This is a genomic window from Paenarthrobacter sp. CAP02 (genome assembly GCF_040137855.1).
Taxonomy (GTDB): Bacteria; Actinomycetota; Actinomycetes; order Actinomycetales; family Micrococcaceae; genus Arthrobacter.
This window is the reverse complement of the sequence record NZ_JBEEII010000003.1, coordinates 230699-255824: the sequence shown is the minus strand read 5'-3', so window position 1 is coordinate 255824 and position 25126 is coordinate 230699. Positions and strand designations below refer to the sequence as shown.

Below are 25126 nucleotides of genomic sequence, written 5' to 3'. Positions count from 1 at the left end.
CGTGTCTGCATCCCGCACCGAACGACTCCTGAACCTCCTCCTGGCTTTGCTCAATACCAAGGTGGGGCTTCCGCGTTCCGTCCTTCGCGAAAAGGTCTACCACGATTCAGCCGAGAACGACGTCGCTTTTGGGCGCATGTTTGAGCGCGACAAAGTGGACCTGAAGCAGTTCGGCTTCGAAATCGAAACATTGACCGATCCCCGCAGCTTTGGGGCCGACGACCCCGCGTCCACCCGATACCGGATCGGCAAGGACTCCAACCGGCTTCCCGAGGTGAACCTGACACCGGCAGAGAGCACGGTGCTCCTTCTCGCTGCGCAGTTGTGGGAACGCGCTGCTTTGGGTACCGCAGCAGCAAACGCCGTCCGGAAGCTGCAGGCTGCCGGTGGTTTCACGGACGTCGACCTGCCTGCCGGGGTCCAGCCCCGCATCAAGCCCGCCGGACAAGCGTTCGACGACGTCGTGGCGGCCATGCACGGCAGGCATCCGGTCCGTTTCGGCTACCTTGCGGTCAGCACCGGACGCGAAGAAGTGCGTGAAGTGGAGCCGTGGGGTCTCGGGAGCCGGTTCGCCCAGTGGTACCTCGTGGGCTTCGACCGGGGGAGGGGAGCGAAGAGGCTCTTCAGGCTCTCGCGCATGACGACAGCGGTAACGGTCGTAACCGGAGGCAGTTTCGAGCCCCCGGCGGGATTTAACGCCCGGGCCGAGCTCGACGCCCTCAACGAGCTGCCCATCCAACGAGCTATCCTCGACGTCGACAGGGGCCGGCTCCTCGCGCTCCGCAAGAGGGCTGTCCGGCCCGGCTCGACCCCTGCCATCAGCGACCCTGACGGTGACCGTGACCGCATCGTGGTGGAGTTCAGGGATCCTGAGCAGCTCGCCGAAGAGCTGGCATCCTATGGACCACACGCCGTGGTGATCGAACCCGCAGAGTTGCGGTCCGCCGTCGTCCGCCGCCTTAAAGCTGCCTTGGACTTCGACGCCGCGCCTGAGCCACCGGTGATCTTCCCCGAAGCCGGGCCGACGCCGCGGGCGCGCAAGCGTACATCGGAGGACCAGCTGGCCAGGATGCTGCAGCTCGTCCCGTTCCTGGTCCACCACCAGGGCCTGCACATCCAGGAAGTCGCAGACCACTTCGGCATCAGCCGCAAAGCGCTGATAGACGATCTGAAAATCCTGATCTGTTCCGGCTTGCCGGAAGGCTATCCGGACGACCTCCTGGACATCCAATGGGAAAATGACCATGTCTACATTTCCGAGCACCTGGACCTGAACCGCCCCGTGCGCTTCAGCGAAGACGAAGCAGCGGCCCTTCTGACCGGGCTGGCCATGCTGGGGGACCTGCCGGCGCTGGCGGGCATGCCTGAGGACGAACCCGGGAGCGCACTGGAGTCCGTCACCATCAAGTTGACCGGCGCTGCGGGGCAGGCTGGTCGGCTGGCTGGGTCGGTCGCAGGCCAATCGGTGGCACCCGAACAATCTCAGGCCTTCGCCACCATTACCAAGGCCATACGGGACGGCGAGCAGCTCCGGCTGAGGTACTTGTCGCTCCAGCGGGACGAAGTTTCAGAGCGGGATGTCGACCCCCTGCGGCTCTTTTCCCTCGACAACACCTGGTACTTCGAAGCGTATTGCCACAGCAAGGAAGGGCTCCGGAATTTCCGGCTGGACAGGGTTGAGTCCCTGGAGCCGAACGGCCGTCCGGTATCCGGGACGGTGACGGCTCCGGACGCCTTCCCGGCGCGGCTCTACACACCCAGTGATGACGACGTGCTGGTAGTGCTGCAGCTTACCCGGCAGGGCGCGGGGCTGGCTGACGACTACTACGCCGAGCGAACGGCGCAATTGCTCGACGGCGGCCTCCTGGCCGAAGTCCGGTTCGGCAGCGCGGAGTGGCTTCCCATGTTTGTTTCCCAGCACGGCGGGTCGGTGCGTATTCTCACTCCTGGGGCCTTGCGGCAGGCCACCCGCGCATGGATCAACGAGGCCCTGTCCGGATACGACTCTTCGTCGGCCGGCCAGGCTGGCTAGACTACTCAGATGCCTTGGTGGTTCTGGATCCTGTTGTGGATCGCGCTCATTGCCCTTTCGTTGCTCCTCCACGTGACGCTGGGGTATCGGTTGTTCAGGAAATTCATGACAACTGTTCATGAATTGGCTGACGCAGGTAAACGTTTCAGCAACCTTCCACCGGTCCCGAAAACCTCCGATGTTGAAACCCCTGCCGACCGCCCTGAACCGGGTTCCGCCATTTTTGCCTCCCCGGAGCAGATGCGTCATGATTACCTGACGGCCAAAGCCTCCCGACAGGAAGTTCGGCGTCAAAAACGCGTCAAACGCAAAGCCGAGCGGGGTCAGCCACAATCCCTGCACGACATAGAATTCAGATAGACGTAGGATGTATCCAAAAGGAAAGGACCTCCCCACATGAGGCTCGAAGGCTGGCATCTCATCATCATCATCGTCCTGGCTCTGGTGCTTTTTGCCGCACCGAAGCTGCCGTCGATGGCGCGCAGCATTGGACAGTCGATGCGCATTTTCAAGTCTGAAGTCCGGGAAATGAAGAAGGACGGTTCTTCCGAAACGAAGGATACGCAGCAACCTTCCGACGCCGTTGAAGGCAAAGTGGTAGGGCACCCGGATGTGAAGGCACAGAACAACGGCGAAACCGACGTTCCGCCCGCTAACCGCGTCTAAGAAGAAGTGGTAGAAACGAAGGGGCGCAAGGCCAACCCCGAAGCCCGGATGGCGCTCCTTGACCACCTCAAGGAGCTCAGGAACCGGCTCTTCAAGGCTGCTATCGGCGTCATTGTCGGAACCGTGGTGGGCTTCATCGTCTACCAGCCGCTCCTTGAAGCGCTGATCAAGCCAATCAAGGACCTCAACGCCAAAGAGGGCAGGGCAGCCACCCTGAACTTTGACGGCGTGGCCAGTTCCTTTGACCTCATGGTCCAGGTGTCGGTGTTTCTTGGCGTGATAGTTTCCAGCCCCGTCTGGATTTATCAACTGTGGGCGTTCATTGTCCCCGGGCTTCACAAAAAGGAGCGCCGTCTGGCGCTGTCGTTTGTGGCGGCGGCAGTTCCCCTGTTCGTGGGTGGTGTCCTCCTCGCGTGGCTCGTGCTGCCCAACGCAGTGCGCGTGCTGACCGACTTCACCCCGATCGGCGGTTCAAACTTCATCAGCGCCGAGATCTACTTGGCGTTCGTCCTCCGGCTGTTGCTGGCTTTCGGTATCGCCTTCCTTGTTCCGGTGGTGCTGGTTGGCTTGAACCTCGCGGGAATCATCAAAGGTAAGCAACTCGTAAAGAGTTGGCGCATCACCATCTTCCTTGTGTGCCTTTTCGCGGCCATGGCCGCTCCGGGTGCCGACGCAATGAGTATGTTCTACCTGGCCGCCCCCATGTTGCTGCTGTTCTTCGCCGCCGTTGGACTGTGCCTCGTCAACGACAGGCGCCGGGAACGACGCTCCCTGAAGCGTGCTGCTGAGACTGAAGCCACTGCGGACATCGCCACCTCTGCCGCGGATCTGGAGAATCTCTAGACCTCGGCCTACTAGGCTTGAGGCATGTCCTCCACTTCCGGGTCTCCATCACCGTCCGACCGTTATCAGGCCGCAGCCCAGCGGGCGGCCGAGTCGAAAACGTATCTCGGATCCTTTGCCCGTTCGCTTGATTTCGAACTCGACGACTTCCAACGGGACGCGTGTCGCTCCCTTCAGGAGGGACGGGGAGTCCTGGTGGCCGCCCCGACCGGGGCCGGCAAGACAATCGTTGGCGAGTTTGCCATCTACCTTGCCTTGGAACGCGGCCTTAAGGCTTTCTACACCACCCCCATTAAGGCGTTGAGCAACCAGAAGTTCTCCGAATTGGCGGCCAAGTACGGTGCGGCCAATGTGGGACTGCTGACCGGTGACACCACCATCAACGGCGATGCCCCTGTGGTGGTCATGACCACCGAGGTCCTGAGGAACATGTTGTACGCCGATTCGGAGACGCTCGGTGATTTGGGCTTCGTGGTGATGGATGAGGTCCACTACCTTGCCGATCGCTTCCGCGGGGCGGTGTGGGAAGAAGTCATCATCCACTTGCCCAGCGAGGTACAGGTTGCTTCCTTGAGCGCTACAGTCTCCAACGCCGAGGAATTTGGCGCGTGGCTGGACACCGTCAGGGGTGACACCGACGTCATTGTCTCGGAGCACCGGCCCGTTCCACTCTGGCAGCACGTCATGGTGGGCCGCGAGATCGTTGATCTATTTGCCGGGGACACTACGTTCGATGAAATAGCTCCAGCCGTGCCGGGCCCACTGGACCCCGAGGTGCCTGATCTCTCCGAGAACGCCGAGATCCCTGTCGAGGCAAGCGGCCCCCAACGCCGCAAAGTGGCTTCCGCGCGCTCCGCATCGACCAAGGCGAGCCAAAGCCTCGTTAGCCGGGAATTTGAAGTGAACCCCGACCTCCTGGCCATGGCACGCTCGGAAAGCAGGATGAACTCAGCCGGCCGATACGGGCACGGGGGCCGGAGCCGGCGCCGCCAGGACCGCTCCAGGGATGAGCGGCAGCAGTCCGAGCAACGCAGCCCGGTCCGCAAAGCCAGCCGCCCCCAGGTGATCGAAAGCCTGCGTCGCCAGGATCTGCTGCCTGCCATCACCTTCATCTTCTCCAGGGCGGGCTGTGACGCCGCGGTTGCCCAGTGCGCGGCATCGGGGTTGTGGCTCACAACCGAGCGCGAGCAACAGATCATTGCCCAGCGCGTGGACGAAGCAAGCCACGAAATTCCTGCAGACGACCTCGATGTCCTTGGCTTTTGGAGCTGGCGGGACGGCCTGGTCAGGGGCTTCGCCGCCCATCATGCCGGCATGCTCCCTACCTTCAAGGAGGTAGTGGAAAAGCTCTTCGCAGACGGACTGGTCAAAGCCGTGTTCGCAACAGAAACACTCGCTTTGGGCGTCAACATGCCAGCGCGCTGCGTGGTCCTGGAGAAGCTCGAGAAGTTCAACGGCGAAGCGCACGTCAACATCACCGCGGGGGAGTACACCCAGCTCACGGGTCGCGCTGGACGACGCGGCATCGACGTCGAGGGCCATGCCGTGGTGCTGTGGCAGCCCGGAACTGATCCCACCGCCGTCGCAGGCCTTGCTTCGCGGCGCACCTATCCGTTGAACTCCAGCTTCCGCCCCACGTACAACATGAGCATCAACCTGATCGCCCAGTTTGGTCGTGTGCGGGCCCGTGAAATCCTTGAATCGTCCTTCGCGCAGTTCCAGGCTGACCGATCCGTCGTGGGCCTCGCCCGGCAGGTGCGCGGCCGTGAGGAGTCATTGGCCGGGTATGCAAAGTCCATGCAATGCCATTTGGGGGACTTCACCGAGTACTCCAAGCTCCGCCGCGACCTCAGCGATGCCGAGAACTTCGCGGCCCGGGATAACCAGCGTGCCCGCCGCTCCCATGTGACCGACTCGTTGACTCGGTTGATCCCTGGGGATGTCATCAGCATCTACAGCGGCAGATTGGCTGGACACGCAGTGGTCCTCGAGGTGGATCGGAATGCCCGCGAGCCGCGGCCCTCGGTGCTGACATCCGACAACCAGCTCCGGCGTATCGGTGTCCACGACCTGGAGGGGCCCGTGTCACCGGTTACCCGCATCAGGATCCCCAAATCCTTCAATTCCAAAGTACCCAAGGCCAGGCGGGACCTTGCCGCGGCCATGCGCCATGCCATCAGTGAGGACGTACCCCAGAGCCGTCGCAACAGCAGGCACGAGGACTTCGGTTTGGGTGCCCGGCTCCCGGACCAGGAAAAAAAGATTGCGGATCTCCGGCGTGCATTGCGAGCCCACCCCTGCCACGGATGCAGCGAACGTGAGGACCACGCCCGCTGGTCGGAGCGCTGGTGGAAACTACGCAAGGAAACCGATGGATTGGTTCGCCAGATCCAAGGCCGGACCAACACTATCGCCAAGACGTTCGACCGTGTCTGCGACGTCCTCTCGGCCTATGGTTACCTGGAGACCGACGACGCTGGTCATGTGACGATCAGCGCTGATGGCCAGCGTCTCCGCCGCATCTACGGAGAAAAGGACCTCCTTATCTCCCAGTCGGTCCGGCAGGGCGCCATCAACGACCTTGACGCCGCAGAGCTCGCCTCCCTGGCCAGCACCCTGGTGTACCAGGCCAAGCGCGAGGACCGCGGGCTCAGGCCGAAGATGCCCTCGGTTTCGCTCGAGTCGGCCGTGGACATCGTCGTGCGTGAGTGGTCACAGCTGGAGGACACGGAAGAACACCACAGGCTCCCGCTGACCGGGGAGCCGGAACTCGGACTGATGTGGCCCATGTACAAGTGGGCCAAGGGACGCCACCTCCAGGATGTCCTCAGCGGCACCGACCTAGCTGCCGGCGACTTCGTCCGATGGGCGAAGCAGGTAGTGGATCTCCTGGATCAACTGGCCAAAATTCCCCAGCTGGACCCCCGCCTGTCCAGGATCTGCCGCGAGTCCATCGACCTGGTCCGGCGCGGCGTCGTGGCCTATTCCACCGTGGCCTGACGCCACCTCCATGAATTACCGTCTTCAACCGCTCAAGGAGCTTAACGCATGAACCAGCCAGGCGTGCCTGCCGGCCATAACCACGCAGGGACCGGCAAGAAGGTCACCATGTACCGCAATGGTTCGATCTATACAGCTGCGGATCCGTTTGCAACAGCCATGGTGGTTGACGGCGATACCGTTGCATGGGTGGGCTCTGAGCAGGCTGCAACCTCCATTGCGGATTCATCAATGGACATCATTGACCTTCGCGGAGCCTTGCTGGCACCGGGCTTTGTCGACTCGCATGTGCACCTGACAGAAACCGGGCTGGCCCTGTCGGGCCTTCAGCTGGGCGCTGTGCGTTCGGCCAGGGAACTGCTCGACGCCGTTGCTTCCTCGGGTGGTACGGGAACAATCCTGGGCCACGGTTGGGACGAGACGCTGTGGGATGATCCCACGCTTCCTACCCTCGAAGAACTGGATCGCGCATCGGGGGGCCGCCATGTGTACCTCTCACGCATCGATGTCCACTCAGCCCTGATCTCGCCTTCGCTGGCTGCCGAGGCCAACGTAGCGGGACTGGACGGGTGGTCAGGAACCGCGCAGGCAGTGCGCGCGGCACACACGGCAGCCCGGCTGGCAGCCCGAAAGTTCCCTGAAGACCAGCGGCGCGCACATCAGCAGCGGGCCTTGATGGAAGCATCTGCCAACGGGTATGTGGCGTTGGCAGAGATGTCCGCACCCCACATCTGCGGCCCGGAAGACCTTCGCTTGGCGGCATCATGGAATGGGCAGCCGGGCAGTCCCGAGGTACTTCCGTACTGGGGTGAACTGGCTACCTCCGAAGAGCATGCCCGAAGCATCCTGGCAGGCCTGGGTACCGATGTGAGGGGACTCGCCGGGGATCTCAACATGGACGGGTCCATTGGTTCAAGGACGGCCGCGCTGCTGGATGATTACTCTGATGCGCCCGGTCAACGCGGCAGTCTGTACCTCGGGGTGGATGACGCAGCGAAGCACATCGCAGCGACGTCCTTGCTGGGCATCCAGGCAGGCTTCCACGTTATCGGCGACGCCGGACTGGCTGCGGTGCTGGACGCGCTGGACGTGGCCGCCGCCGAGGTGGGGGAGCAGCGCATCCGTGCAGCCGGCCACCGCCTGGAACATGTCGAGATGGCTGACCAGGCTGCCATCGACAGGCTGGCCAAGTACTCCATCACCGTCAGTGTGCAGCCGGGCTTCGACTCCGCATGGGGTGCAGCTGGCGGCCTGTACTCGCAGCGCCTCGGCGCGCGAAGCCAATCCATGAATCCCTTCGCCTCCTTCTACGCCAGTGGAGTCCCCATTGCCTTTGGCAGTGACAGCCCGGTCACTCCGTTGCAACCCTGGTCCAGCGTCCGCGCCTGTTTGGAGCACAGCAACCCCGAGCAGCGGATCTCAGCCAGGGCTGCGTTCCTTGGCCACACCCGGGCCGGCTGGCGGGCCACCAAGCATCGGAACCCCCTGATGGGCCAGCTCGTGCCCGGCGCCCCCGCCAGTTTCGCGGTGTGGGAAGTCGACGAACTCATGGTCCAGGTTGCTGATAGCAGGGTCCAGTCCTGGAGCACGGACCCCCGCGCGCGGACACCCCTGCTGCCTGCCCTGGACACCGGCACCGATCCGCGTTGCCTCCAGACTGTCCGGGAGGGACAGGAGCTGTTCGCCCATGAGGCACTCCGGTCCTAGCCGGCGAATTTTCCGTGGAGCGCGAGTGCTCTGAGCTGGGAATACAGACGGATCCGCAGGTCATTGACTGGTTGACAGCATGCTGTGAGTCCGTAGCATTGAGGCTCAACGGATGATCAACTTAGAGGCAGCACACGGAGCCTAACGGTCCAGCCGTGGCCGGTTTTCCATGTTGGCGGCACATGAGTGGGCAGATCCTCGGTGACCCAGAAAACAGTTTGTCCTGGACTTCGCTTCCCGACACTACTGGCCCTGGGCCTGCGGAGCTGCCCGCACATGTGTTCGGCGCCACAGCCGCCCGAGGAGGTCCCGGCGTCGTCCTATAATGGAGAGTTGCGCCAGAATGCCAGCCGACTGGCTGGTCCGGCACACTGACCGCTCCATCAAGGAAAGGCCTCTTCTTGCGTGTCCTGACGATCATTCCCACCTACAACGAGCTCGAATCGCTCCCCAAGACCCTCGGGCGCCTCCGCGCAGCAGTTCCCGATTCCGATGTCCTGGTGGTTGACGACAACAGCCCTGATGGCACGGGACAGTTGGCCGACGGCTTCGCCGCGGAGGACAGCAACGTCCATGTCCTTCATCGGAAGGGCAAGGAAGGCCTGGGGGCCGCCTACATCGCAGGCTTCAAATGGGGTCTCGCCGCTGGGTACGACATGCTGGTCGAAATGGACGCCGACGGTTCGCACCAGCCGGAGCAACTTCCCCTCCTCCTGGATGCCGTCAAGGACGGAGCAGACCTCGCCATGGGTTCCCGCTGGGTGGAAGGCGGCAGCGTCGTCAACTGGCCGCTCTACCGTCAGGCCATCTCCCGGATCGGCAGCACGTATGCGCGCATCATGCTGGGCGTCAAGATCAAAGACGTCACCGGGGGCTACCGCGCATTCCGTCGCAGCACCCTCGAAGCGCTGAAGCTGGACGAGGTCGAGTCGGTCGGTTACGGCTTCCAGGTTGACCTTGCCTGGCGCGTAGCCAAACTGGGCCTGCGCATCGAAGAGCGCCCCATCACGTTTGTGGAGCGCGAACTCGGTGCCTCGAAGATGAGCGGCAACATCGTTGTCGAGGCCATGATCAATGTCACCAGGTGGGGGCTGGCAGCACGCTGGGCCAAACTCACCCGGAAGTCGCAGGCGGTCACCAAGTAACCGCCACTGCACACCAAAAAGGCCGGCTCCGATTTCCCCTCAGGGAATCGGAGCCGGCCTTTGGTGTAGCTGGATTGCTATGCGGAGCGGCGTTCTCCACGGCGCTCACGCAGAATGTTCAAACGATCCTCAAGGATCTGCTCCAGTTCAGGAAGGCTGCGGCGCTCAAGGAGCATGTCCCAGTGCGTACGGACAGCTTTCTCGTTGGCATCCACGGGACGCTCGCCATCAACCAGGAGTGCTTCCTTGCCGGTCTTGGAAACCCAAACCGGGGGGATCTCGGCTTCTGAGGAGAAGGTCACGAAGACCTGCTCTCCATCTTCGCAACGGTACTCGACCCGCTGGCGCGGTGCCGGCTCAACACCGGATTCGGTTTCCATGCTCTGGGCGCCAAGACGCATACCCCGCAGGCTGCGATCGCTCATGATTACTCCCTCTGTCTGTTCGCGGAGCAGTAACCCCGCGCTAGCCGTAAGCCGTTTTCACGATCCTTACGGACTACTTCTGCACACCTTGCATCACTAATTGCAACGCCTGGCAAAGCTTTTATGTTCCATCCACGCTGAACCAGCCGGACAAATATCCCATTATACGCGGATCGGCGCTCCGTACTCAAAGGGGCTGGACGCGACGAACGGCCAGCCACTGGGGCTGGCCGTTCGTCGCGTGTTGGCGCTGCGTTTACTCGGCGCTCCGGGACGGCGCCACCGGTGCAGTCTCGGCGGACTTGGCTTGTTCGTTGCCGCCAAAGAGACCAGCTACAGGAGACTCTCCCGTAGCGCCCCCGAGGGCACCGCCGATTCCCTTGAGTGCCTCGCCGACTTCGCTGGGAATGATCCACAGCTTGTTGGAGCTGCCCTCGGCAAGCTTGGGAAGCGTCTGCAGGTATTGGTACGCCAACAGCTTTTGGTCCGGGTTCCCCTTGTGTATCGCGTCGAACACCTTCTGGATGGCCTGGGCTTCACCGTCGGCGCGGAGGATAGCAGCCTTCGCATCACCTTCGGCGGCGAGGATAGCGGCTTGGCGCTGGCCTTCCGCTGTCAGGATCTGCGACTGCTTGGTGCCCTCGGCGGTCAGGATGGCCGCACGACGGTCACGTTCGGCGCGCATCTGCTTTTCCATCGAATCCTGGATCGAGTGGGGCGGATCAATGGCCTTGAGCTCGACCCGGGAAACGCGGATTCCCCAACGGCCTGTTGCCTCGTCCAATACACCACGGAGTTGGCCGTTGATCTGGTCGCGGGACGTCAGTGCCTCTTCGAGGTTGAGGCCACCCACCACGTTACGCAGCGTGGTAGTAGTCAGCTGCTCCACAGCCTGGATGTAGTTGGCGATTTCGTAGGTAGCCGCCCTGGGATCGGTGACCTGGAAGTACACCACGGTGTCGATCGAGACCACCAGGTTGTCTTCGGTAATGACCGGCTGAGGCGGGAACGACACGACTTGCTCGCGCAGGTCCAGCAACGGCAGGAGCCGGTCGACGAACGGGATCAGGATGGTGAGTCCCGGATTGAGCGTGCGCTGGTACTTACCAAGCCGTTCAACGACGCCGGCGCGCGCCTGCGGGATGATCCTCACCGAGCGGACCAACACTATGATCACAAAAATGACGAGAACAATCAGCACAATTGCTGCTGCTGTTCCTCCTAAGCCGTCCATACATCTCCTTCGTTCCCCAATTGCGTGGTTTGATGCCGCTGTGCACGGGTGTCCCCGCCGGCCCGGTAACCGGCTGGCGGGCGTCGCGCCCTAGAGCGGGCTGTTTTCGGCAGGCGTGGCGACCACCGCCGTCGCGCCGTCAATTCTGGTGACCTGGACTGTCTTTCCGGCGTCCAGGGTGCCGGCGGCGCTGCGGGCAGTCCAAACGTCGCCGCCTATTTTGACGAGTCCACTGGTGCCGGTAACGGCTTCAATGACCAGGGCAGGTTGTCCGATCAGGCGGTCGATGTTGGAACGCTGCTCTTCGGGCCCCTTGTGCAGGTGCCTCAGGGCAACGGGTCGCAGGAAGACGATCATCAAGAGTGAAACCACGCAGAAGACGACGATTTGCAGCCATAGTTCGGCACCGGCGAAGTCGGCCACCAGGCCTGCAACGGCTCCGCCGCCCAGCATGATGAAGAAGAGGTCGAGAGTCAGCATCTCCACCACTGCAAACGCGAGGAAGAGGGTGAGCCACAATGCCCACCAATTCTCGCCGAGCCATTCGAACATCGGTTCCCCCTTGGTCCCGGACCCCTTCAGGAGGGATCACAGTCGCTGTTCTTCCATCCTAGCCCGGCGCGCCCTCCCACGTCAGGACACGGTGAACACGCTGATCCGGAACATGGCGGTGGTGGAAACGGAACCGTCGAAGGCGGCCAGTTCAGCCAACCGGACGGGGGTCAGGTGGTGCCCCGCAGGTCCCATGAAAGCAAGGTCCGCCATCTCCGGCCCGCGCAGTGTCAGCGGGATATCCAGGTCCGTACTGGACGTTGACGTGAAATGCCCACGCAAGGACTCGGCAAGCCGTTCCGCTTTGCCTTCTTCAATTCCAAGCATGCCCGCGCGCTCGGCGATCCCCTCGAGGTGGCCAGGCCGGGGAGTCACTACCACGAGCGTCCCCCCGGGACGGAGGACACGGGCGAACTCCGCCGGATTCCTCGGCGCAAAGACCACCATGACGGCGTCCACGGTGTCATCGGCCAAGGGCAAGGGGCGCCAGATGTCCCAGACGAGGTTGGCCACGTCCGGATTCAGCCGGGCAGCCCGCCGAAGCGCGAACTTGGAGATGTCCAGGCCTACGGCAGAAGCGCTGGATCCCTGTATGGCCCGATGCAGGTAATGGCCCGTTCCCGTCCCAGCGTCAAGGACCAGGGACTCCGGTCCGTGGAGCACGGTCCGCACCGACTTCGAAACTGCCTCTGCAAGATCGTCATAGTGTCCCGCGTCAAGGAAACGCTGCCGTGCTGCAACCATGGCGGCGGAATCGGCTTCGAACACCGTGCCTTTGCCGGTCAGCAGGTTGAAGTATCCCTGCCGTGCCGCATCGAAAAGGTGCCCGGAAGGGCAAGAAAGGGTCCTTAGCGGCTTCTCAAGTAGCCGGAACGGCCCATGGCAAACAGGACAGCGGAGGGCCGCAACGGCATCAGGCAACATGGCTCCAATCCTACGGCGGGCCGGAGTGTCTGGTGCCGGCGCCGCAGCCGTCGGGCTAGGCTCACCAACGTGAAACCAGAGCAACTGCCTTTGCTGAACTCCGTGTCCGCCCCCGCAATCCACCCTGATGGCAGCAAAGCCGTCGTGTCCGTCACCAGGCCCGACTTCGAAGCGGACAGCTACGTGGGACAGCTCTGGACGGTTCCCCTGGACAGCACCAAACACTCACGCCGGATCACCCGTGGGTTCCGTGACACCTCCCCGGCGTTCTCGCCCGACGGACTGGTCCTGGCCTTCATCCGCAGCGAACCAGACGGTAAGCCGCAACTCTTCGTGGTGGAAGCGGCCGGCGGGGAGCCCCAGCGGATCACGGACCAACCGCTGGGAGTCTCCGGCTTCAGGTGGGCGCCGGACTCCCACCGCATTGCCTTCACCTCGCGCGTACCGGAGCAGGGGCGCTACGGAACAGTCGACGGCGTCGGTTCCGGAGCTGAGGACGCCCGCCTGGTCACCGCAAACCAGTACAGGATGAACGGGCTCGGCTATACCGCCGACCAGCGCCAGCAACTGTTCATCGTGGAGGTACCGGAGCTGGGCGGAGAACCGGCCGTCACCCCGCGGGGCAGGGCCGCGCACGAACAGCCGAAGAATCCATCCAAGGGAATTCCAGCGGCAAAGCAGCTCACGTTCGGCGATTCCGACCATGAGTCCCCATGCTTCTCCGCTGACGGCAGGGAGCTCTACTTCGTGGCGGCCCTCCATGAAGGACACGACGACGACCTCGTCACCTCCGTGTACCGGATCGCCACCCACGGAGGCCAGCCGACCGCCGTCGAACCTTCCAACGCCGGACTGCAGACCGTGACGGACGTCCTCGCATCCTCCGATGGGCAGTGGTTGTTCTATCTTGCGCAGGATATGGGTGACACGGGCCGGGACTTCGTCGCGCGCAACACTGCGCTCCACGTCATGCCCGTCGGCGGGGGAGAGGCAGTAACCCTGACCGACGTCGAACATTTGGACGTGTCGGGACCGTTGGAGCCCAGTGGTCCTGACAGTGTGCTGGTCCTGAACAACGCGCTGGGCAGCGTTGAACTCTTGGAAGTGTCTGCCGGAGGAGCAATCACCCCGCTGGTGCACGGGGCCAGGGTCGTCCTCGGCGCCACGGTGGCAGCGAACGGTGAAATCGCGGTCAGCTTCTCCGACGCCGCCACAGTGGGCGACGTCGCAACCTTGGAACGCGGTGAAATCCGTCTCCTCACGGACTTCTCGGCCACACTCCGGAACGAGTCGCGGGTTATTGAGCCCAGGGAATTCGAGGCACCTTCCGGAGACGGGCACCCTGTCCAGGGCTGGGTTGTGCTACCAGACGGGCCCGGCCCACACCCGGTCCTCCTCAACATCCACGGCGGGCCCTTTGCCCAGTACACCGGAGCGTTCTTCGACGAGGCACAGGTATATGCTGCCGCCGGTTACGCCGTGGTGATGTGCAACCCCCGCGGTTCGTCCGGCTATGGCCAAGCCCACGGACGTGCACTCAAGGAACGCATGGGCACCGTTGACATGCAGGATGTCCTCGCTTTCCTTGACGCCGCTTTGGCTGGCTTCGGCGCCCTGGATAAGGAGCGGGTGGGAATCATGGGAGGCTCATACGGCGGTTTCCTGACCGCATGGATCATCGCGCATGACCACCGGTTCAAGGCCGCGATCGTTGAACGCGGATACCTGGACCCTGTCAGCTTCGCCGGTTCCTCTGACATTGGCTGGTTCTTCGGCGCGGAATACACCGGAGGGATGGCCGCACAGATGGCGGCGCAAAGTCCAATGGCTGTTGTCACTGACGTCCGCACTCCCACCCTTGTGGTGCACAGCGAGAATGACCTTCGTTGCCCCATTGAGCAGGGACAGCGGTACTACTCGCAACTCAAGGCGCAAGGGGTGGAAACAGCCCTGCTGGTCTTCCCTGGTGAGGATCACGAACTGTCCCGTTCCGGCACCCCGCATCATCGGAAGCAGCGCTTCGACCACATCGTTCGCTGGTGGGCGCGGTACCTTCCCACGGCTTCCAATCACCTCGCGGATTAGGTCTTTGCCGCGTCCCGGGGCCGGTTCCGGGTCAGGGCTGGAAACCGAGAGTCCTGCGTGCTTCATCGATATCCGGTGCAGCCCACCGCGCTGAATGCTCCGCATTGCTGGACAGTGACCGTAATTCGGCACGGTCCAGGTAAAGGGTTCCGTGGAGGTGGTCCGTTTCATGTTGCACGATGCGGGCCTGCCACCCGGAGAACCACTCTTCCACGGGCTCGCCGGCCGTATCCGTGTATCGCAACTCGACGTTCCGATGGCGTTTCACCACAGCCTGGTATCCGGCGACAGAAAGGCACCCCTCGAAGAATGAGGCCGTCTCCGATCCCAGGGGCTTGTACGTCGGGTTGATGATGGCGAAGAACTCCAGCTGCTCCCGGTGCCGCACAGCTGCTGACGCCGGATCAACCTCGTATTTGTCCTCAAGGACGGCCAGTTGAAGGGGGATGCCCAACTGCGGGGCAGCCAAGCCCACGCCCGGAGCGTCATGCATGACCTCACGCATCCGATCAACGAGTGCCAGCAACTCAACGTCGTCGATCTGGCCATCAAAGGGGGCCGCAACATGACGCAGGACAGGATGACCCGCCTGGACAATTGCCGGAAGCCCCTCTGCGTCAAGCAGCCTTCGGACAGCATCCCTGATCTGCGTGGGGTTGAAGTCGGTGGCGGGGCTGGGCGCCTCGGGATGAGGTTGATGCGTCATGCCTTGAGCCTAGCGCGGAGGTGTCCGCGACGGTGGGCTAGGCTCGACGGATGAGCCATTCCACTCCTTTGGACCAGGTCCTTGCCTTCGTCAGGACCGTAGAAGCCGGCGGCGGGGCTGCAGAACTGCGGCCGTTCCTCGCCGAGGACTTCACGCTCACCGAGTGGCCACACGCACTGTCCAAATCAGGTTCCACCCGCAACCTGGCCGAGACGCTCTCCGGGGCGGACCACAGCAAAGACATCGTTGCCAAGCAAACATTCGACGTTGTCCGGACCACCTGCCAGGGTGACCGGGTCGTGCTCGAAATGAATTGGTCGGCCACGCTGCTTCTTGACCTTCCCCATTGGGATCGCGGCGACACTATCCGGGCCCGCAGCACGGCCGTCTTCGAGCTCCGCGACGGGCTCATCATCAGCCAGGACACCTACGACTGCTACTACACCGCGCCGGAATAATCAGCGCATGGTGAAGCGCCGCTCCACCAGCGCTGCCACAGCAGGAAGCTCCAAAGCCGCAGCAAAAAGCCTGTTCCGGGTTTCCATGACGGCCGGAGGCAGCGGCCTGCCCAGCGCCATGTTCAAGCCGGCCTGCCGCGAAGCCCGTAACGCTGTCCTGCGCCTGGTTACCTCAAACCGTGCAAGCCGACGCCCAACATCATTCCCCATGAGGGAAGCGTGCATTATTGGCGCGAGTTCCGCCGCATCCAGCCATCCCAGGTTCATGCCCTGCCCACCAATCGGACTGATCTCATGGGCGGCGTCACCGAGCAAGACCACCCGGCCGTGAACCATCCTCCGTACCAGGCGGGACCGTACTTCAAAGGCACTGATCATGGTGTTGCTGGCCGGGTCAAGCACCTCGCCGGTCCTGGCCCCCACCAGACCGGCCAGCCCGGCCGCCGTCGAGCCTTGATCCGGTTCACCCAACCGCACCACCCACCTTCGCACCCCGCCCGGCAGCGGAAACGACTCCACAATCCCTTCGGGTTCCAGATACAGCACCGCATCGGAGCCATGACCGGTGGCGTCAGAGAAGTCACCCATGATGTAGCTGTCCGGGTAGCTGCGTGCCGGCAGTTCCGGCAGAATCTGCCGGCGAACAGTTGAATGGGCACCGTCGGCGGCTACCACCAGGCGGGCCGTGAACTTTTTCTCTCCGGCGGGTATGGCCGCAGCCACCTCCACCACTCCTGAACTGTCCTCGACGAGGCTCATGACGTCGGCCCCGCGGATGATCGCTCCAGGATCAAGGCGCACTACGGCCTCCTCCAGGACCTTTTCGGTGAGGGGCTGCGGTACGGCGAGGATAAACGGAAAGTCGGGATCGCCGGAGAACGGCAGTTCGGCCACCCGCTTTCCGCGGCTGTACGCAAGTCCACGACGGATATGAACTCCGGCCTCTGTCAGTTCAGCCGCCACTCCTGCGCGTGCCAGCTGGCCCAGCGCCGGGGGGTGGATGCCGATGGCGCGGGACCGATGGCTCCGGGCGGGCCGCCGTTCCAGAATCCTGACCGTATGCCCCTGTTGCAGCAACAAGGCGCCCATGAACAGGCCTACGGGCCCGGCGCCGACCACCACAACGTCAAACACTTTCGCCCTCCTGACTGGCGCCTGCGGCATCGTAGACGAGCAGGGTGTGCCAGGGGCCGTTGGCTTCCACCGTCCAGTTGCCGGGAACGGCTGCCCTCAGTTCCGCACGGGTATAGCTGCGTTTGATGGACACCAGGCCGTCCCCGCAGATGTAGGAGCCGAGGCCCAGGGGCCAAAAGCCCGCCATGAACAGCAGGTAGGAGATATTGCTGCGTACCAGATCGTTGTGGAGGACGAGTCGCCGGCCCAGGAGCTCTGAGTCCCGTAGCACTCCGGCGAGCTGATCGGCGTCGAGGTGGTGAAGGATGTGGTTGGACATCACGACGTCGAAGGTCCTGCCCTCGGCTACCAGCTGGGAGCTGTGCGCACGCCGGTAGGTGACACCCTCGACGCGGGGCGCATGGAGGGCAAATTCGTGCGCCCGAAGGTCCGGGTCGATCGCAGTCACCTCGAGCCGGAACCCATCGCGTTGCGCCCATCGCGCCAGGCTCCGGGCAACGTCACCGCTGCCGCAGCCGACATCCAGCAATGACACCGGATCCGTCGTGGACATCAAGGGCCGGATCCGTTGCACATAGGTGCGATGCCAGCCGGACAAGAGACTGTTGACCACCGGAAAGCGCGCGTAAGTCCGGTTCAGGCGCACGGGATCGCAATCCGGCCTGTCCATTTCCTCTACGGCCTGCAGGTCCCTGTCCTTAAAGGAACCCCACGGGCTCACAGTGCGGGGGAGACCAGCGTGAAGAGGCCAGTTTCCACCGTCAGGCCTGGACCAAACGCCATGGAGCAGATGCGTTCCTCACGTTCGGCTGCGTCCTGTTCCAACATGTACTTCAGGACGAACAGGACGGTGGCGCTGCTCATGTTGCCGTACTCCCGCAGGGTCTCGCGGGCCGGAACCAACTGCTCTTGGGTGAGTTCAAGCTTTGACTCGACCTTGTCCAGGATGCTGCGTCCACCCGGGTGGATGGCCCAGTGCGTGATGTCGCGGTAGGGCAGGCCTGCCAATTGGGGTTCCTTGGCCAGCAGCGGCTCCAGCGCCCCAGTGATGTGTTCCTCGATGATGTGGGGTACGTAGGACCCCAAGACCATTTCGAAACCTTCGTCGCCTATGTTCCAGGCCATCGCTTCTTCGCCCACAGGGGTGAGGACGGTCTCGAAGTGGTCCAGCCTGATGACCGGATCCGGGCCTTCCGGTTCACGGGCGGTGACGATGGCGGCGGCAGCTCCATCACCAAAAATGGCCGAACCCATGATCGTGTCGGGATCATTGGAGGTCCTGACGTGCAGCGAACAGAGTTCCACGCAGATCACCAGGACCACGGCCCCAGGGTCAGCCTGGCAGAATTGCTTCGCCGCCTTGAGCGCCGGGAACGCTGCATAGCAGCCCATGAAGCCCAGGTGGTAGCGCTGTACAGCGGGGTTCAAGCCCAGTGCCCGCACGACTTTGTAGTCCGGTCCGGGATTGAAGAATCCTGTGCACGAAACGGTGATGACATGGGTGATATCGTCCAGGTCGATTCCGGCGGCCCGGGCCACCGCTGACTTGCCGGCCTCCACGAAGAGCTTGGTGGCCTCGGTGGCAAAGATCTCGTTGCGGACCTTGGTGCTGGGGCTCAGCACCATGTTCGTTTCCGGGTCGAAGAACCTGGGATTCTCCGGATGGGAGTCCAGGCTGAGTTCTTCCACGGCCGTATAGCGGGTGTCGATCGCGGCAGAGTCAAAGCACGTGGAGACAAGCCGTGTTCCGAGCCGGGTAAGGCCCGGTTGGGACGCAAAAACTTCCCGTGCTTCCTGCTGGACAAGGATAGTTGGCGGAACTGCGGTTTCGAGGGACCTCACATATACCGGCATGCTCCATTCTTAGCGAGTAATGCGTGGAAGACAATGGCAGAATCGAAGCTACTGGTCGAGGTTGGCCGGTGAGAGCCAGGGGCGCCAACAGGGGACTGTTGGGCAACGCCGCCTAACAGATGGAGAAATCATGAGTATTGCCACGGGCACGCACACGTCATCTCCCGCGTCGCACGTCGCCGACACCCACGATCTGATCAGGGTCCAGGGTGCACGTGAGAACAACCTGAAAGACGTCACCATCGAGATCCCGAAGCGCAGGCTCACGGTCTTCACAGGTGTCTCCGGCTCCGGAAAGAGTTCCCTCGTCTTCGCAACCATCGCTGCTGAGTCCCAGCGAATGATCAACGAGACCTACAGCGCTTTCGTGCAGGGCTTCATGCCGTCCCTGGCCCGGCCCGACGTCGACATGCTTGAGGGCCTCACGACGGCGATCATCGTCGACCAGGAACGGATGGGCTCCAACCCGAGGTCTACGGTGGGTACAGCCACTGATGCCAATGCGATGCTCCGCATCCTTTTCAGCCGCCTCGGCCACCCGCACATCGGTTCGCCCAACGCCTATTCCTTCAACGTGCCAACGGTGAAAGCCAGCGGCGCCATCACCGTGGAGCGCGGGGAAGGCAAGACCAAGACGGAAAAAGCTACGTTCAACCGGCTGGGTGGTATGTGTCCGCGGTGCGAAGGCATGGGATCTGTCAACGACTTCGACCTGACGGCCCTGTATGACGACACGAAGTCACTCAGCGAAGGGGCGCTCACCATCCCGGGTTACACCATGGACGGTTGGTACGGGCGCATCTTCAGCGGCTCAGGGTTCTTTGACATGGACAAGCCGATCGCAAAGTTCACCAAGAGGGAACTCCAGGATCTCCTGTACCGCGAACCCACGAAAATCAAGGTGGAGGGCATCAACCTCACATATGAAGGCGTGATCCCCAAGATCCAGAAATCGATGCTCAGCAAGGACGTCGACGCCCTGCAGCCACACATTCGTGCCTTCGTTGAACGTGCCATCACCTTCACCACCTGCCCCGAGTGTGACGGCACCAGGCTCAGTCCCGAAGCCAGGTCTTCGAAGATCAAAGGCAAGAGCATCGCCGATGTTTGCACCATGCAGATCAGCGATCTCGCCGATTGGATCCGGGGAATCGACGAGCCCTCTGTTGCTCCGCTGCTGAAGGGCCTCCAACACCTCCTGGACTCCTTCGCCGACATCGGTCTTGGCTATCTTTCCTTGGATCGCCCGGCAGGAACCCTGTCCGGGGGCGAGGCGCAGCGGACCAAGATGATCCGCCACCTGGGGTCCTCCCTGACCGACATCACGTACGTTTTTGACGAACCAACGATCGGTTTGCACCCCCACGACATCGAGCGCATGAACCAACTCCTGCTGCAGCTCAGGGACAAGGGCAACACAGTCCTTGTGGTGGAGCACAAGCCCGAAACCATCGCCATTGCCGACCACGTGGTTGACCTTGGACCCGGCGCAGGCAGCGGCGGCGGATCTGTCTGCTTCGAAGGCGATGTTGAGGGGTTGCGCGGCAGCGACACGATCACGGGCCGGCACCTCGACGACCGGGCGGGCATCAAGGCCTCGGTTCGTCCTGCCACCGGCAAACTCGAGGTCCGCGGCGCGTCCACCAACAACCTCAAGAATGTCGACGTCGACATCCCCCTGGGCGTCCTCTGCGTCCTGACCGGCGTGGCTGGTTCGGGCAAAAGCTCCCTGATCCACGGCTCAGTAGCCTCCCGTGAAGGGGTCGTCGTCATCGACCAGGGCGCCATCCGGGGTTCACGCCGCAGTAACCCGGCTACGTACACGGGCCTGTTGGAGCCGATTCGAAAGGCGTTCGGAAAGGCGAACGGAGTCAAGCCGGCGCTCTTCAGTTCCAACTCGGAAGGCGCATGCCCCACCTGCAACGGCGCCGGCGTGATCTATACCGACCTTGGCGTCATGGCTACGGTGGAGTCGACCTGCGAGGAATGCGACGGGAAACGATTCCAGGCGGCTGTCCTGGAATACACCCTCGGGGAGCGCAATATTGCAGAAGTGCTTGCAATGTCCGTGGTCGATGCAGAACGCTTCTTTGCCGAGGGTGACGCCCGCACTCCCGCAGCCCACAAGATCCTGGAACGCATGGCCGACGTCGGGCTCGGCTATCTGACACTCGGCCAGCCTCTCACTACGTTGTCCGGCGGTGAGCGCCAGCGCCTCAAGCTGGCCACCCAGATGTCAGAGAAGGGCGACATCTATATCCTGGACGAGCCAACCACCGGCCTGCACCTTGCCGATGTCCAAAACCTCCTGGGCATGCTTGACCGCCTGGTCGAGTCCGGCAAGTCGGTCATTGTTATCGAACACCACCAGGCCGTCATGGCCCATGCCGACTGGATCATCGACCTTGGCCCGGGTGCAGGGCACGACGGCGGAAGGATCGTTTTCAACGGAACGCCGGCTGACCTCGTGGCCGCCAAGGGGACGCTGACGGGGAAGCACTTGGCTGCCTACGTGGGTGCCTGAGCTCTTGGTCAGTTCGCTGGTACGTCCGTTCGTCAGGAGCCCGCGGTGCTTGCCGTGTCCCAGTCGATGTGGTGGTGATACAGCCAGTCGAAATTGTCAGCGGACTTGCGTGAGAGGGCACGGAATACCAGCGGCAGGGTCATGTCCTCGAACACCCGCTTGAATTGGCCCCTGATCTTCGGTGCCGCATTCCGTCGCCCCCCACTGGACCACCAGCTCCGCCCGGTTCCTGCGTTCGGCTTCGTAACGGGCCAGGGCTTCAGGTATCGGTTCCGGCCCGGCGCCACGCAAGGCGCGCCCCAACGTGACGGCGTCCTCTATGGCCATGGACGCTCCTTGTCCGGAGGACGGCGAGGCCGCGTGGGCGGCGTCTCCCACCAGGACCATTCTTCCGCGCCACCAGCGCGGGATGCCCGGAAAGTCGGAGGTCCTATACGGCCGGATGACGTCATCAGTCGCGGCAACGATCGCAGCCATGGGTGTGCGATCGCGTTCCACGAGCTGTGTCAGCCACGCTTTGCGGGCCCCGGCATCCAAAGCGGCAGGATCTTCCGAGGACCGTTCCAGCGGGTTGGCGAACCACCACACCCGCCCGTCGGGATCCCGCATGTAGCAATAGAAACAGCGTTTTCCAAAAACCATCTTCATGCGGCCAACCTCCACATCGATCGTCCCCGGAGGGAGGACTCCGGCTGGCACGATGCCGCCGGTGTTGAGCAGCGGAATGCTCCTGGGCGCAGGGGAGGAGGGGTCGATGAGGTCCCTCACCTTCGACTTGAGTCCATCGGCACCGATCAGGACGTCTCCGGCGGCTGAGGTTCCGTCGGCGAAAACTGCGGTCACGCCGTCGGGCCGTTCTTCCACCGCGGTGAGCCGTTTGCCGTAGCCGATACCGATGCCACGTCGGCTGGCCTCTTCGCGGAACATGCCGTATAGCTCCGAGCGGGTCATGGTTCGGGCGGTGGTGCCGTCCGGCAAGGAGCCGCCATAGTCGAAGTCGATGAGGTGCTTCCCGTTGCTGCCCAGGTACATGGACATCAGGGGAGTGGGGAAACCCAAGCGACAGGCGTCGTCTTTGAGGCCAAGTGTTTCCAACGCGTCAAAGCCGTTGACGGCAACTGTGAGGAAGCCGCCAATACCGTCGGAGGGTGCGTCGTAGGCTTCAAAGATGACCGGCCGATGTCCGGCTTTCTGTAGTGCAATTCCGGAGGCCAACCCGGCGATCCCAGCTCCAATGACCAAACAGTTCATCATGTCGTGCTCCATTTTATTTCGTTCGGACAAACGAAATATATAGCTGGAGCGTGCGGACTGCAATCCTTTCGGGAAAACGAAATAACTTGCTAGCCTCGTCGCATGGAATCCGAAGCCAAGCACAGCGCCCACCGGCAAGCCCTGATGGACGCCGTTTTCACTTCCGGAAGGGAGCTTTCGACGGCCGCCGTCATGTTCCACACCAAGCTGTCCGAGCTGCGCGGGTTGTCCGCCACGGAGGGTAAAGCCATCGATATCCTGTTGCGCTTTGGGCCCATGACAGCAGGGGAATTCGGACAGCATTCAGGGTTGGCGCCTGCCTCAGTCACCGGCCTCATGCAACGGCTGGAGGCCAAGGGAGTCGCCAGAAGGGTCCGGAGCGACGAGGACAAACGAAAGGTACTGATCGAGCTGATCGGCGACCAGGTCACCGCTGCGACACCGTATTTCGTCGACTTCATGGACGGACTCGGGCGCCTTCTTGAGGGGTACAGCGACGACGAACTGCGGACCATCGCCGACTACTCAACCAGAGCTGCGAAGATCCAGAAGAAAGCTGCGTCGCGCTTGGGCAATCCGGGAACTGCCGGGACCTAAGGGCACCCACTCCGGCTCTCAACATTAAGTGCCGATAATCTACATTATGTAAAGTAAAGGTAAATCGGGGCTCCCCTCAGGCACCAGCCATACCCGCGTGGATCTCTTTAAGATCCTGCACTGTTTCATGGCAGCGATGACACACAGCCACATGGTGATCGAGCCTCTGCCGCGCGGCCTTACGAACGGCGTTCCTGACGAACTTGCCCAAGTGTCGGGAAAAATCGATGCAGGGATCGTCCGGCGAGAATTGCACATGTTGTTGGAGATACGCCTGCCGGAGCCCTTCACGCGCCCTGACAAGCAGCGAAGAAACTCCATTGGGGCTCAGTTCCATGACCCGCGCCGTACCCGCAGGTTTCAGGCCTTCAACTTCCGCGCACCACAGAACCGCCTGCCATCGCACAGGTAACGAGTGGAAGGCCCTCATCAGGGTCGTGGATTCGAAAGCCTTGATGCTCGAGTCCTCGCTGAGAACCAGGGAATCCACGGCGCTGCCGTAACCAAGCGTTGCACGTCGTCGGCCCTGGATGTTGCGCCGATGTGCAATTCGCCTGACAGTTGTCGTCAGGTACGCCTGGAACGACTCGCGGGGCCCGCCTCCTTTGGCCAGTGATCCAAACACCGAACCAAAGGCTTCTGCCACGACGTCGTCCGGATCGTTGCCGGTGTCGCACTCCGCGCGGGCCACGTAACCGGCCACCGCCAAATGGCGACGATACAGCTCGGCGAACGCCGCGAGGTCCCCCCGACGTACAGCGGACACCAACAAGGCATCGGACCAGCTTCCATCGGCCTGATGCGCAGCCCCACCTCTCCCCCACGCTTTCCGTACGTCGGCGGCATGAGCCTGCGCAGTGATGGCAGCCGGGTCGGCGGTTTGAGCGGACATGAGAGGGGCCTTTCAGGTGGGGCGGACCCAAACCTAGGCAACAAGTGGTTGAATACACTCAAAACGCAGGTTTTTTGCTGAAAGAGCAGGAAAAATGCAGGAATATCATCTTGACGAGCGGGATCTTCGGCTTCTGCACGCCCTCCAGATCCGTCCCCGTGCTCCGTGGGCCGCTTTGGCGCCTGTAGTCGGAGCCGACGCCGTGACATTGGCCAGGCGCTGGAGTGCGTTGGAAGACGCCGGACTGGCCTGGATCACGGCCTATCGGGGGCCCGGAGCGAGATACACCGGCGCCATCATCGAGATTGATTGCGCGCCTGCGAGTATTGCTTCCGCCACTGCGGACCTCGCCGACGATGACGAGGTCCTGTCGATCGACCAGACAGCCGGCGGTCGGGACCTCGTACTGACTTGCCTTTGCCAGTCCGATGCTGACCTGGGCCGCTTTGTCCTGGACAGGCTCCCCTCCATTGCCGGCGTCACGACTACCCGCACCCACCGCGGCATCAGGTTGCTTGCGGACGCGCAGCAATGGAGACTGCGTTCGCTGCAGGAACGGGAAATCACCCGGCTCGAGCTTGGACTCCCCCAGCCCACTGCAGCCCAGCGGGGTGTTCCTTCAGAAGTGGAAAATAACGTTGCCGCAATTCTGCGCGACGACGGCCGCGCGTCCGTCGCCCACATCGCCAAGAGTGCCGGTATCAGCCCTGTCCGCGCGAAGAACGCCCTCTTAGCGCTCCTTGCCGAAAAGCGCCTCATTGTGCGCTTGGAGGTGGCCCGCGCCTATGCTCCCTGGCCCGTATCAGTGTGGTACTTCCTGCGCGTTCCCGTCACGCAGGTTGAAGCAGTCGCCGGACGGCTCGTGGGCCTCCAGGAGGTCCGGTTCGTAGCCACCACTGCTGGGCTGTACTCCATCTTGATGATGGTCTGGCTTCGCCGCATTGAGGACATGACCGTCCTGGAACGGCAGCTCGGCGAAAGGCTTCCTTTCGCCGAGATCATGGACCGCTCCATCGTGTTGCGCACACCAAAACACATGGGCAAGCGACTTACCACGGACGGCCGGCGGATCAGCTGAAGCCACGTGGATGCCC

The 25126-nt window shown here is 62.7% G+C and carries 22 protein-coding genes; 12 read left to right on the top strand and 10 right to left on the bottom strand.

The window, feature by feature from the left end; translation table 11 throughout:
* Window position 1: 1 nt before the first annotated feature.
* The 7 genes from ABHM97_RS06780 to ABHM97_RS06750 all read left to right on the top strand — a co-directional run bounded on the left by ABHM97_RS06780 (window position 2) and on the right by ABHM97_RS06750 (window position 9393).
* Window positions 2-2032, top strand: a complete 2031-nt coding sequence (locus ABHM97_RS06780; RefSeq protein ID WP_349470055.1) for a helix-turn-helix transcriptional regulator — start codon at window positions 2-4, stop codon at window positions 2030-2032.
* A 9-nt stretch (window positions 2033-2041) separates the two neighbouring features.
* Window positions 2042-2392 (top strand): hypothetical protein, encoded by a 351-nt coding sequence (locus tag ABHM97_RS06775; protein WP_235522028.1) that lies wholly within the window; start codon window positions 2042-2044, stop codon window positions 2390-2392.
* A gap of 36 nt (window positions 2393-2428) precedes the next feature.
* Window positions 2429-2698 (top strand): Sec-independent protein translocase subunit TatA, encoded by a 270-nt coding sequence (tatA, locus tag ABHM97_RS06770; RefSeq protein ID WP_235522029.1) that lies wholly within the window; start codon window positions 2429-2431, stop codon window positions 2696-2698.
* Window positions 2699-2704: 6 nt separating this feature from the next.
* Window positions 2705-3541, top strand: a complete 837-nt coding sequence (gene tatC, locus ABHM97_RS06765; RefSeq protein ID WP_235522030.1) for a twin-arginine translocase subunit TatC — start codon at window positions 2705-2707, stop codon at window positions 3539-3541.
* A gap of 24 nt (window positions 3542-3565) precedes the next feature.
* Window positions 3566-6541 carry a DEAD/DEAH box helicase gene (locus ABHM97_RS06760; RefSeq protein ID WP_349470054.1) on the top strand — a complete coding sequence of 992 codons (2976 nt, stop codon included), beginning with the start codon at window positions 3566-3568 and terminating at the stop codon, window positions 6539-6541.
* Between the two features lie 48 nt (window positions 6542-6589).
* Complete coding sequence (locus ABHM97_RS06755) at window positions 6590-8248, top strand: amidohydrolase (RefSeq protein ID WP_349470053.1); 1659 nt, start codon at window positions 6590-6592, stop codon at window positions 8246-8248.
* A 401-nt stretch (window positions 8249-8649) separates the two neighbouring features.
* Window positions 8650-9393 carry a polyprenol monophosphomannose synthase gene (locus tag ABHM97_RS06750; RefSeq protein ID WP_349470052.1) on the top strand — a complete coding sequence of 248 codons (744 nt, stop codon included), beginning with the start codon at window positions 8650-8652 and terminating at the stop codon, window positions 9391-9393.
* Window positions 9394-9470: 77 nt separating this feature from the next.
* On the opposite strand, the gene ABHM97_RS06745 is transcribed toward ABHM97_RS06750, so the two are convergent.
* From ABHM97_RS06745 to ABHM97_RS06730, 4 genes are all read right to left on the bottom strand, one after another.
* Window positions 9471-9818: an RNA polymerase-binding protein RbpA gene (locus ABHM97_RS06745; RefSeq protein ID WP_011774875.1), complete on the bottom strand. Its 348-nt coding sequence runs from the start codon at window positions 9816-9818 to the stop codon at window positions 9471-9473.
* Between the two features lie 256 nt (window positions 9819-10074).
* A complete protein-coding gene (locus tag ABHM97_RS06740; protein WP_235522034.1) occupies window positions 10075-11052 on the bottom strand; it encodes an SPFH domain-containing protein in 978 nt (325 codons plus the stop codon).
* A gap of 90 nt (window positions 11053-11142) precedes the next feature.
* Window positions 11143-11604 (bottom strand): NfeD family protein, encoded by a 462-nt coding sequence (locus ABHM97_RS06735; protein WP_349470051.1) that lies wholly within the window; start codon window positions 11602-11604, stop codon window positions 11143-11145.
* An 81-nt stretch (window positions 11605-11685) separates the two neighbouring features.
* A complete protein-coding gene (locus ABHM97_RS06730; protein WP_349470050.1) occupies window positions 11686-12528 on the bottom strand; it encodes a methyltransferase domain-containing protein in 843 nt (280 codons plus the stop codon).
* A gap of 69 nt (window positions 12529-12597) precedes the next feature.
* On the opposite strand from ABHM97_RS06730, the gene ABHM97_RS06725 reads away from it, so the two are divergent.
* The gene (locus tag ABHM97_RS06725; RefSeq protein WP_349470049.1) at window positions 12598-14613 is read left to right on the top strand and encodes a S9 family peptidase; all 2016 of its coding nucleotides are present in this window, start codon (window positions 12598-12600) and stop codon (window positions 14611-14613) included.
* 31 nt (window positions 14614-14644) lie between these two features.
* On the opposite strand, the gene ABHM97_RS06720 is transcribed toward ABHM97_RS06725, so the two are convergent.
* Window positions 14645-15319, bottom strand: coding sequence for a peptide deformylase (locus ABHM97_RS06720; protein ID WP_235522038.1), 675 nt, complete (start codon window positions 15317-15319; stop codon window positions 14645-14647).
* A gap of 50 nt (window positions 15320-15369) precedes the next feature.
* Here ABHM97_RS06720 and ABHM97_RS06715 point away from each other — a divergent pair, with 50 nt between their 5' ends.
* Window positions 15370-15777: a nuclear transport factor 2 family protein gene (locus ABHM97_RS06715; protein ID WP_235522039.1), complete on the top strand. Its 408-nt coding sequence runs from the start codon at window positions 15370-15372 to the stop codon at window positions 15775-15777.
* On the opposite strand, the gene ABHM97_RS06710 is transcribed toward ABHM97_RS06715, so the two are convergent.
* Genes ABHM97_RS06710 through ABHM97_RS06700 form a run of 3 tightly spaced genes read right to left on the bottom strand, consistent with a single transcriptional unit; the run spans window position 15778 to window position 18765 of the window.
* On the bottom strand, window positions 15778-16911 hold the full coding sequence (locus tag ABHM97_RS06710; protein ID WP_349470048.1) for an FAD-dependent oxidoreductase: 1134 nt from the start codon (window positions 16909-16911) through the stop codon (window positions 15778-15780).
* Window positions 16904-17632, bottom strand: coding sequence for a class I SAM-dependent methyltransferase (locus ABHM97_RS06705; RefSeq protein ID WP_349470047.1), 729 nt, complete (start codon window positions 17630-17632; stop codon window positions 16904-16906). Before ABHM97_RS06705 ends, ABHM97_RS06710 begins: the two co-directional genes overlap by 8 nt.
* The gene (locus tag ABHM97_RS06700; RefSeq protein WP_235522042.1) at window positions 17629-18765 is read right to left on the bottom strand and encodes a type III polyketide synthase; all 1137 of its coding nucleotides are present in this window, start codon (window positions 18763-18765) and stop codon (window positions 17629-17631) included. The genes ABHM97_RS06705 and ABHM97_RS06700 overlap by 4 nt, the downstream gene beginning before the upstream one ends.
* A gap of 130 nt (window positions 18766-18895) precedes the next feature.
* On the opposite strand from ABHM97_RS06700, the gene ABHM97_RS06695 reads away from it, so the two are divergent.
* Entirely contained in the window at window positions 18896-21289 is a 2394-nt protein-coding gene (locus tag ABHM97_RS06695) for an ATP-binding cassette domain-containing protein (protein ID WP_349470046.1), read from the top strand.
* A 96-nt stretch (window positions 21290-21385) separates the two neighbouring features.
* Here the strand turns inward: ABHM97_RS06695 and ABHM97_RS06690 are convergent, their stop codons facing one another.
* A complete protein-coding gene (locus ABHM97_RS06690; RefSeq protein ID WP_349470045.1) occupies window positions 21386-22543 on the bottom strand; it encodes an FAD-dependent oxidoreductase in 1158 nt (385 codons plus the stop codon).
* 102 nt (window positions 22544-22645) lie between these two features.
* Between ABHM97_RS06690 and ABHM97_RS06685 the strand changes: the two genes are divergently transcribed.
* Complete coding sequence (locus tag ABHM97_RS06685; RefSeq protein WP_349470044.1) at window positions 22646-23140, top strand: MarR family winged helix-turn-helix transcriptional regulator; 495 nt, start codon at window positions 22646-22648, stop codon at window positions 23138-23140.
* 76 nt (window positions 23141-23216) lie between these two features.
* On the opposite strand, the gene ABHM97_RS06680 is transcribed toward ABHM97_RS06685, so the two are convergent.
* Window positions 23217-24032: an RNA polymerase sigma factor gene (locus ABHM97_RS06680; RefSeq protein WP_349470043.1), complete on the bottom strand. Its 816-nt coding sequence runs from the start codon at window positions 24030-24032 to the stop codon at window positions 23217-23219.
* 94 nt (window positions 24033-24126) lie between these two features.
* Here ABHM97_RS06680 and ABHM97_RS06675 point away from each other — a divergent pair, with 94 nt between their 5' ends.
* Window positions 24127-25110 (top strand): Lrp/AsnC family transcriptional regulator, encoded by a 984-nt coding sequence (locus ABHM97_RS06675; protein ID WP_349470042.1) that lies wholly within the window; start codon window positions 24127-24129, stop codon window positions 25108-25110.
* Window positions 25111-25126: the final 16 nt, after the last annotated feature.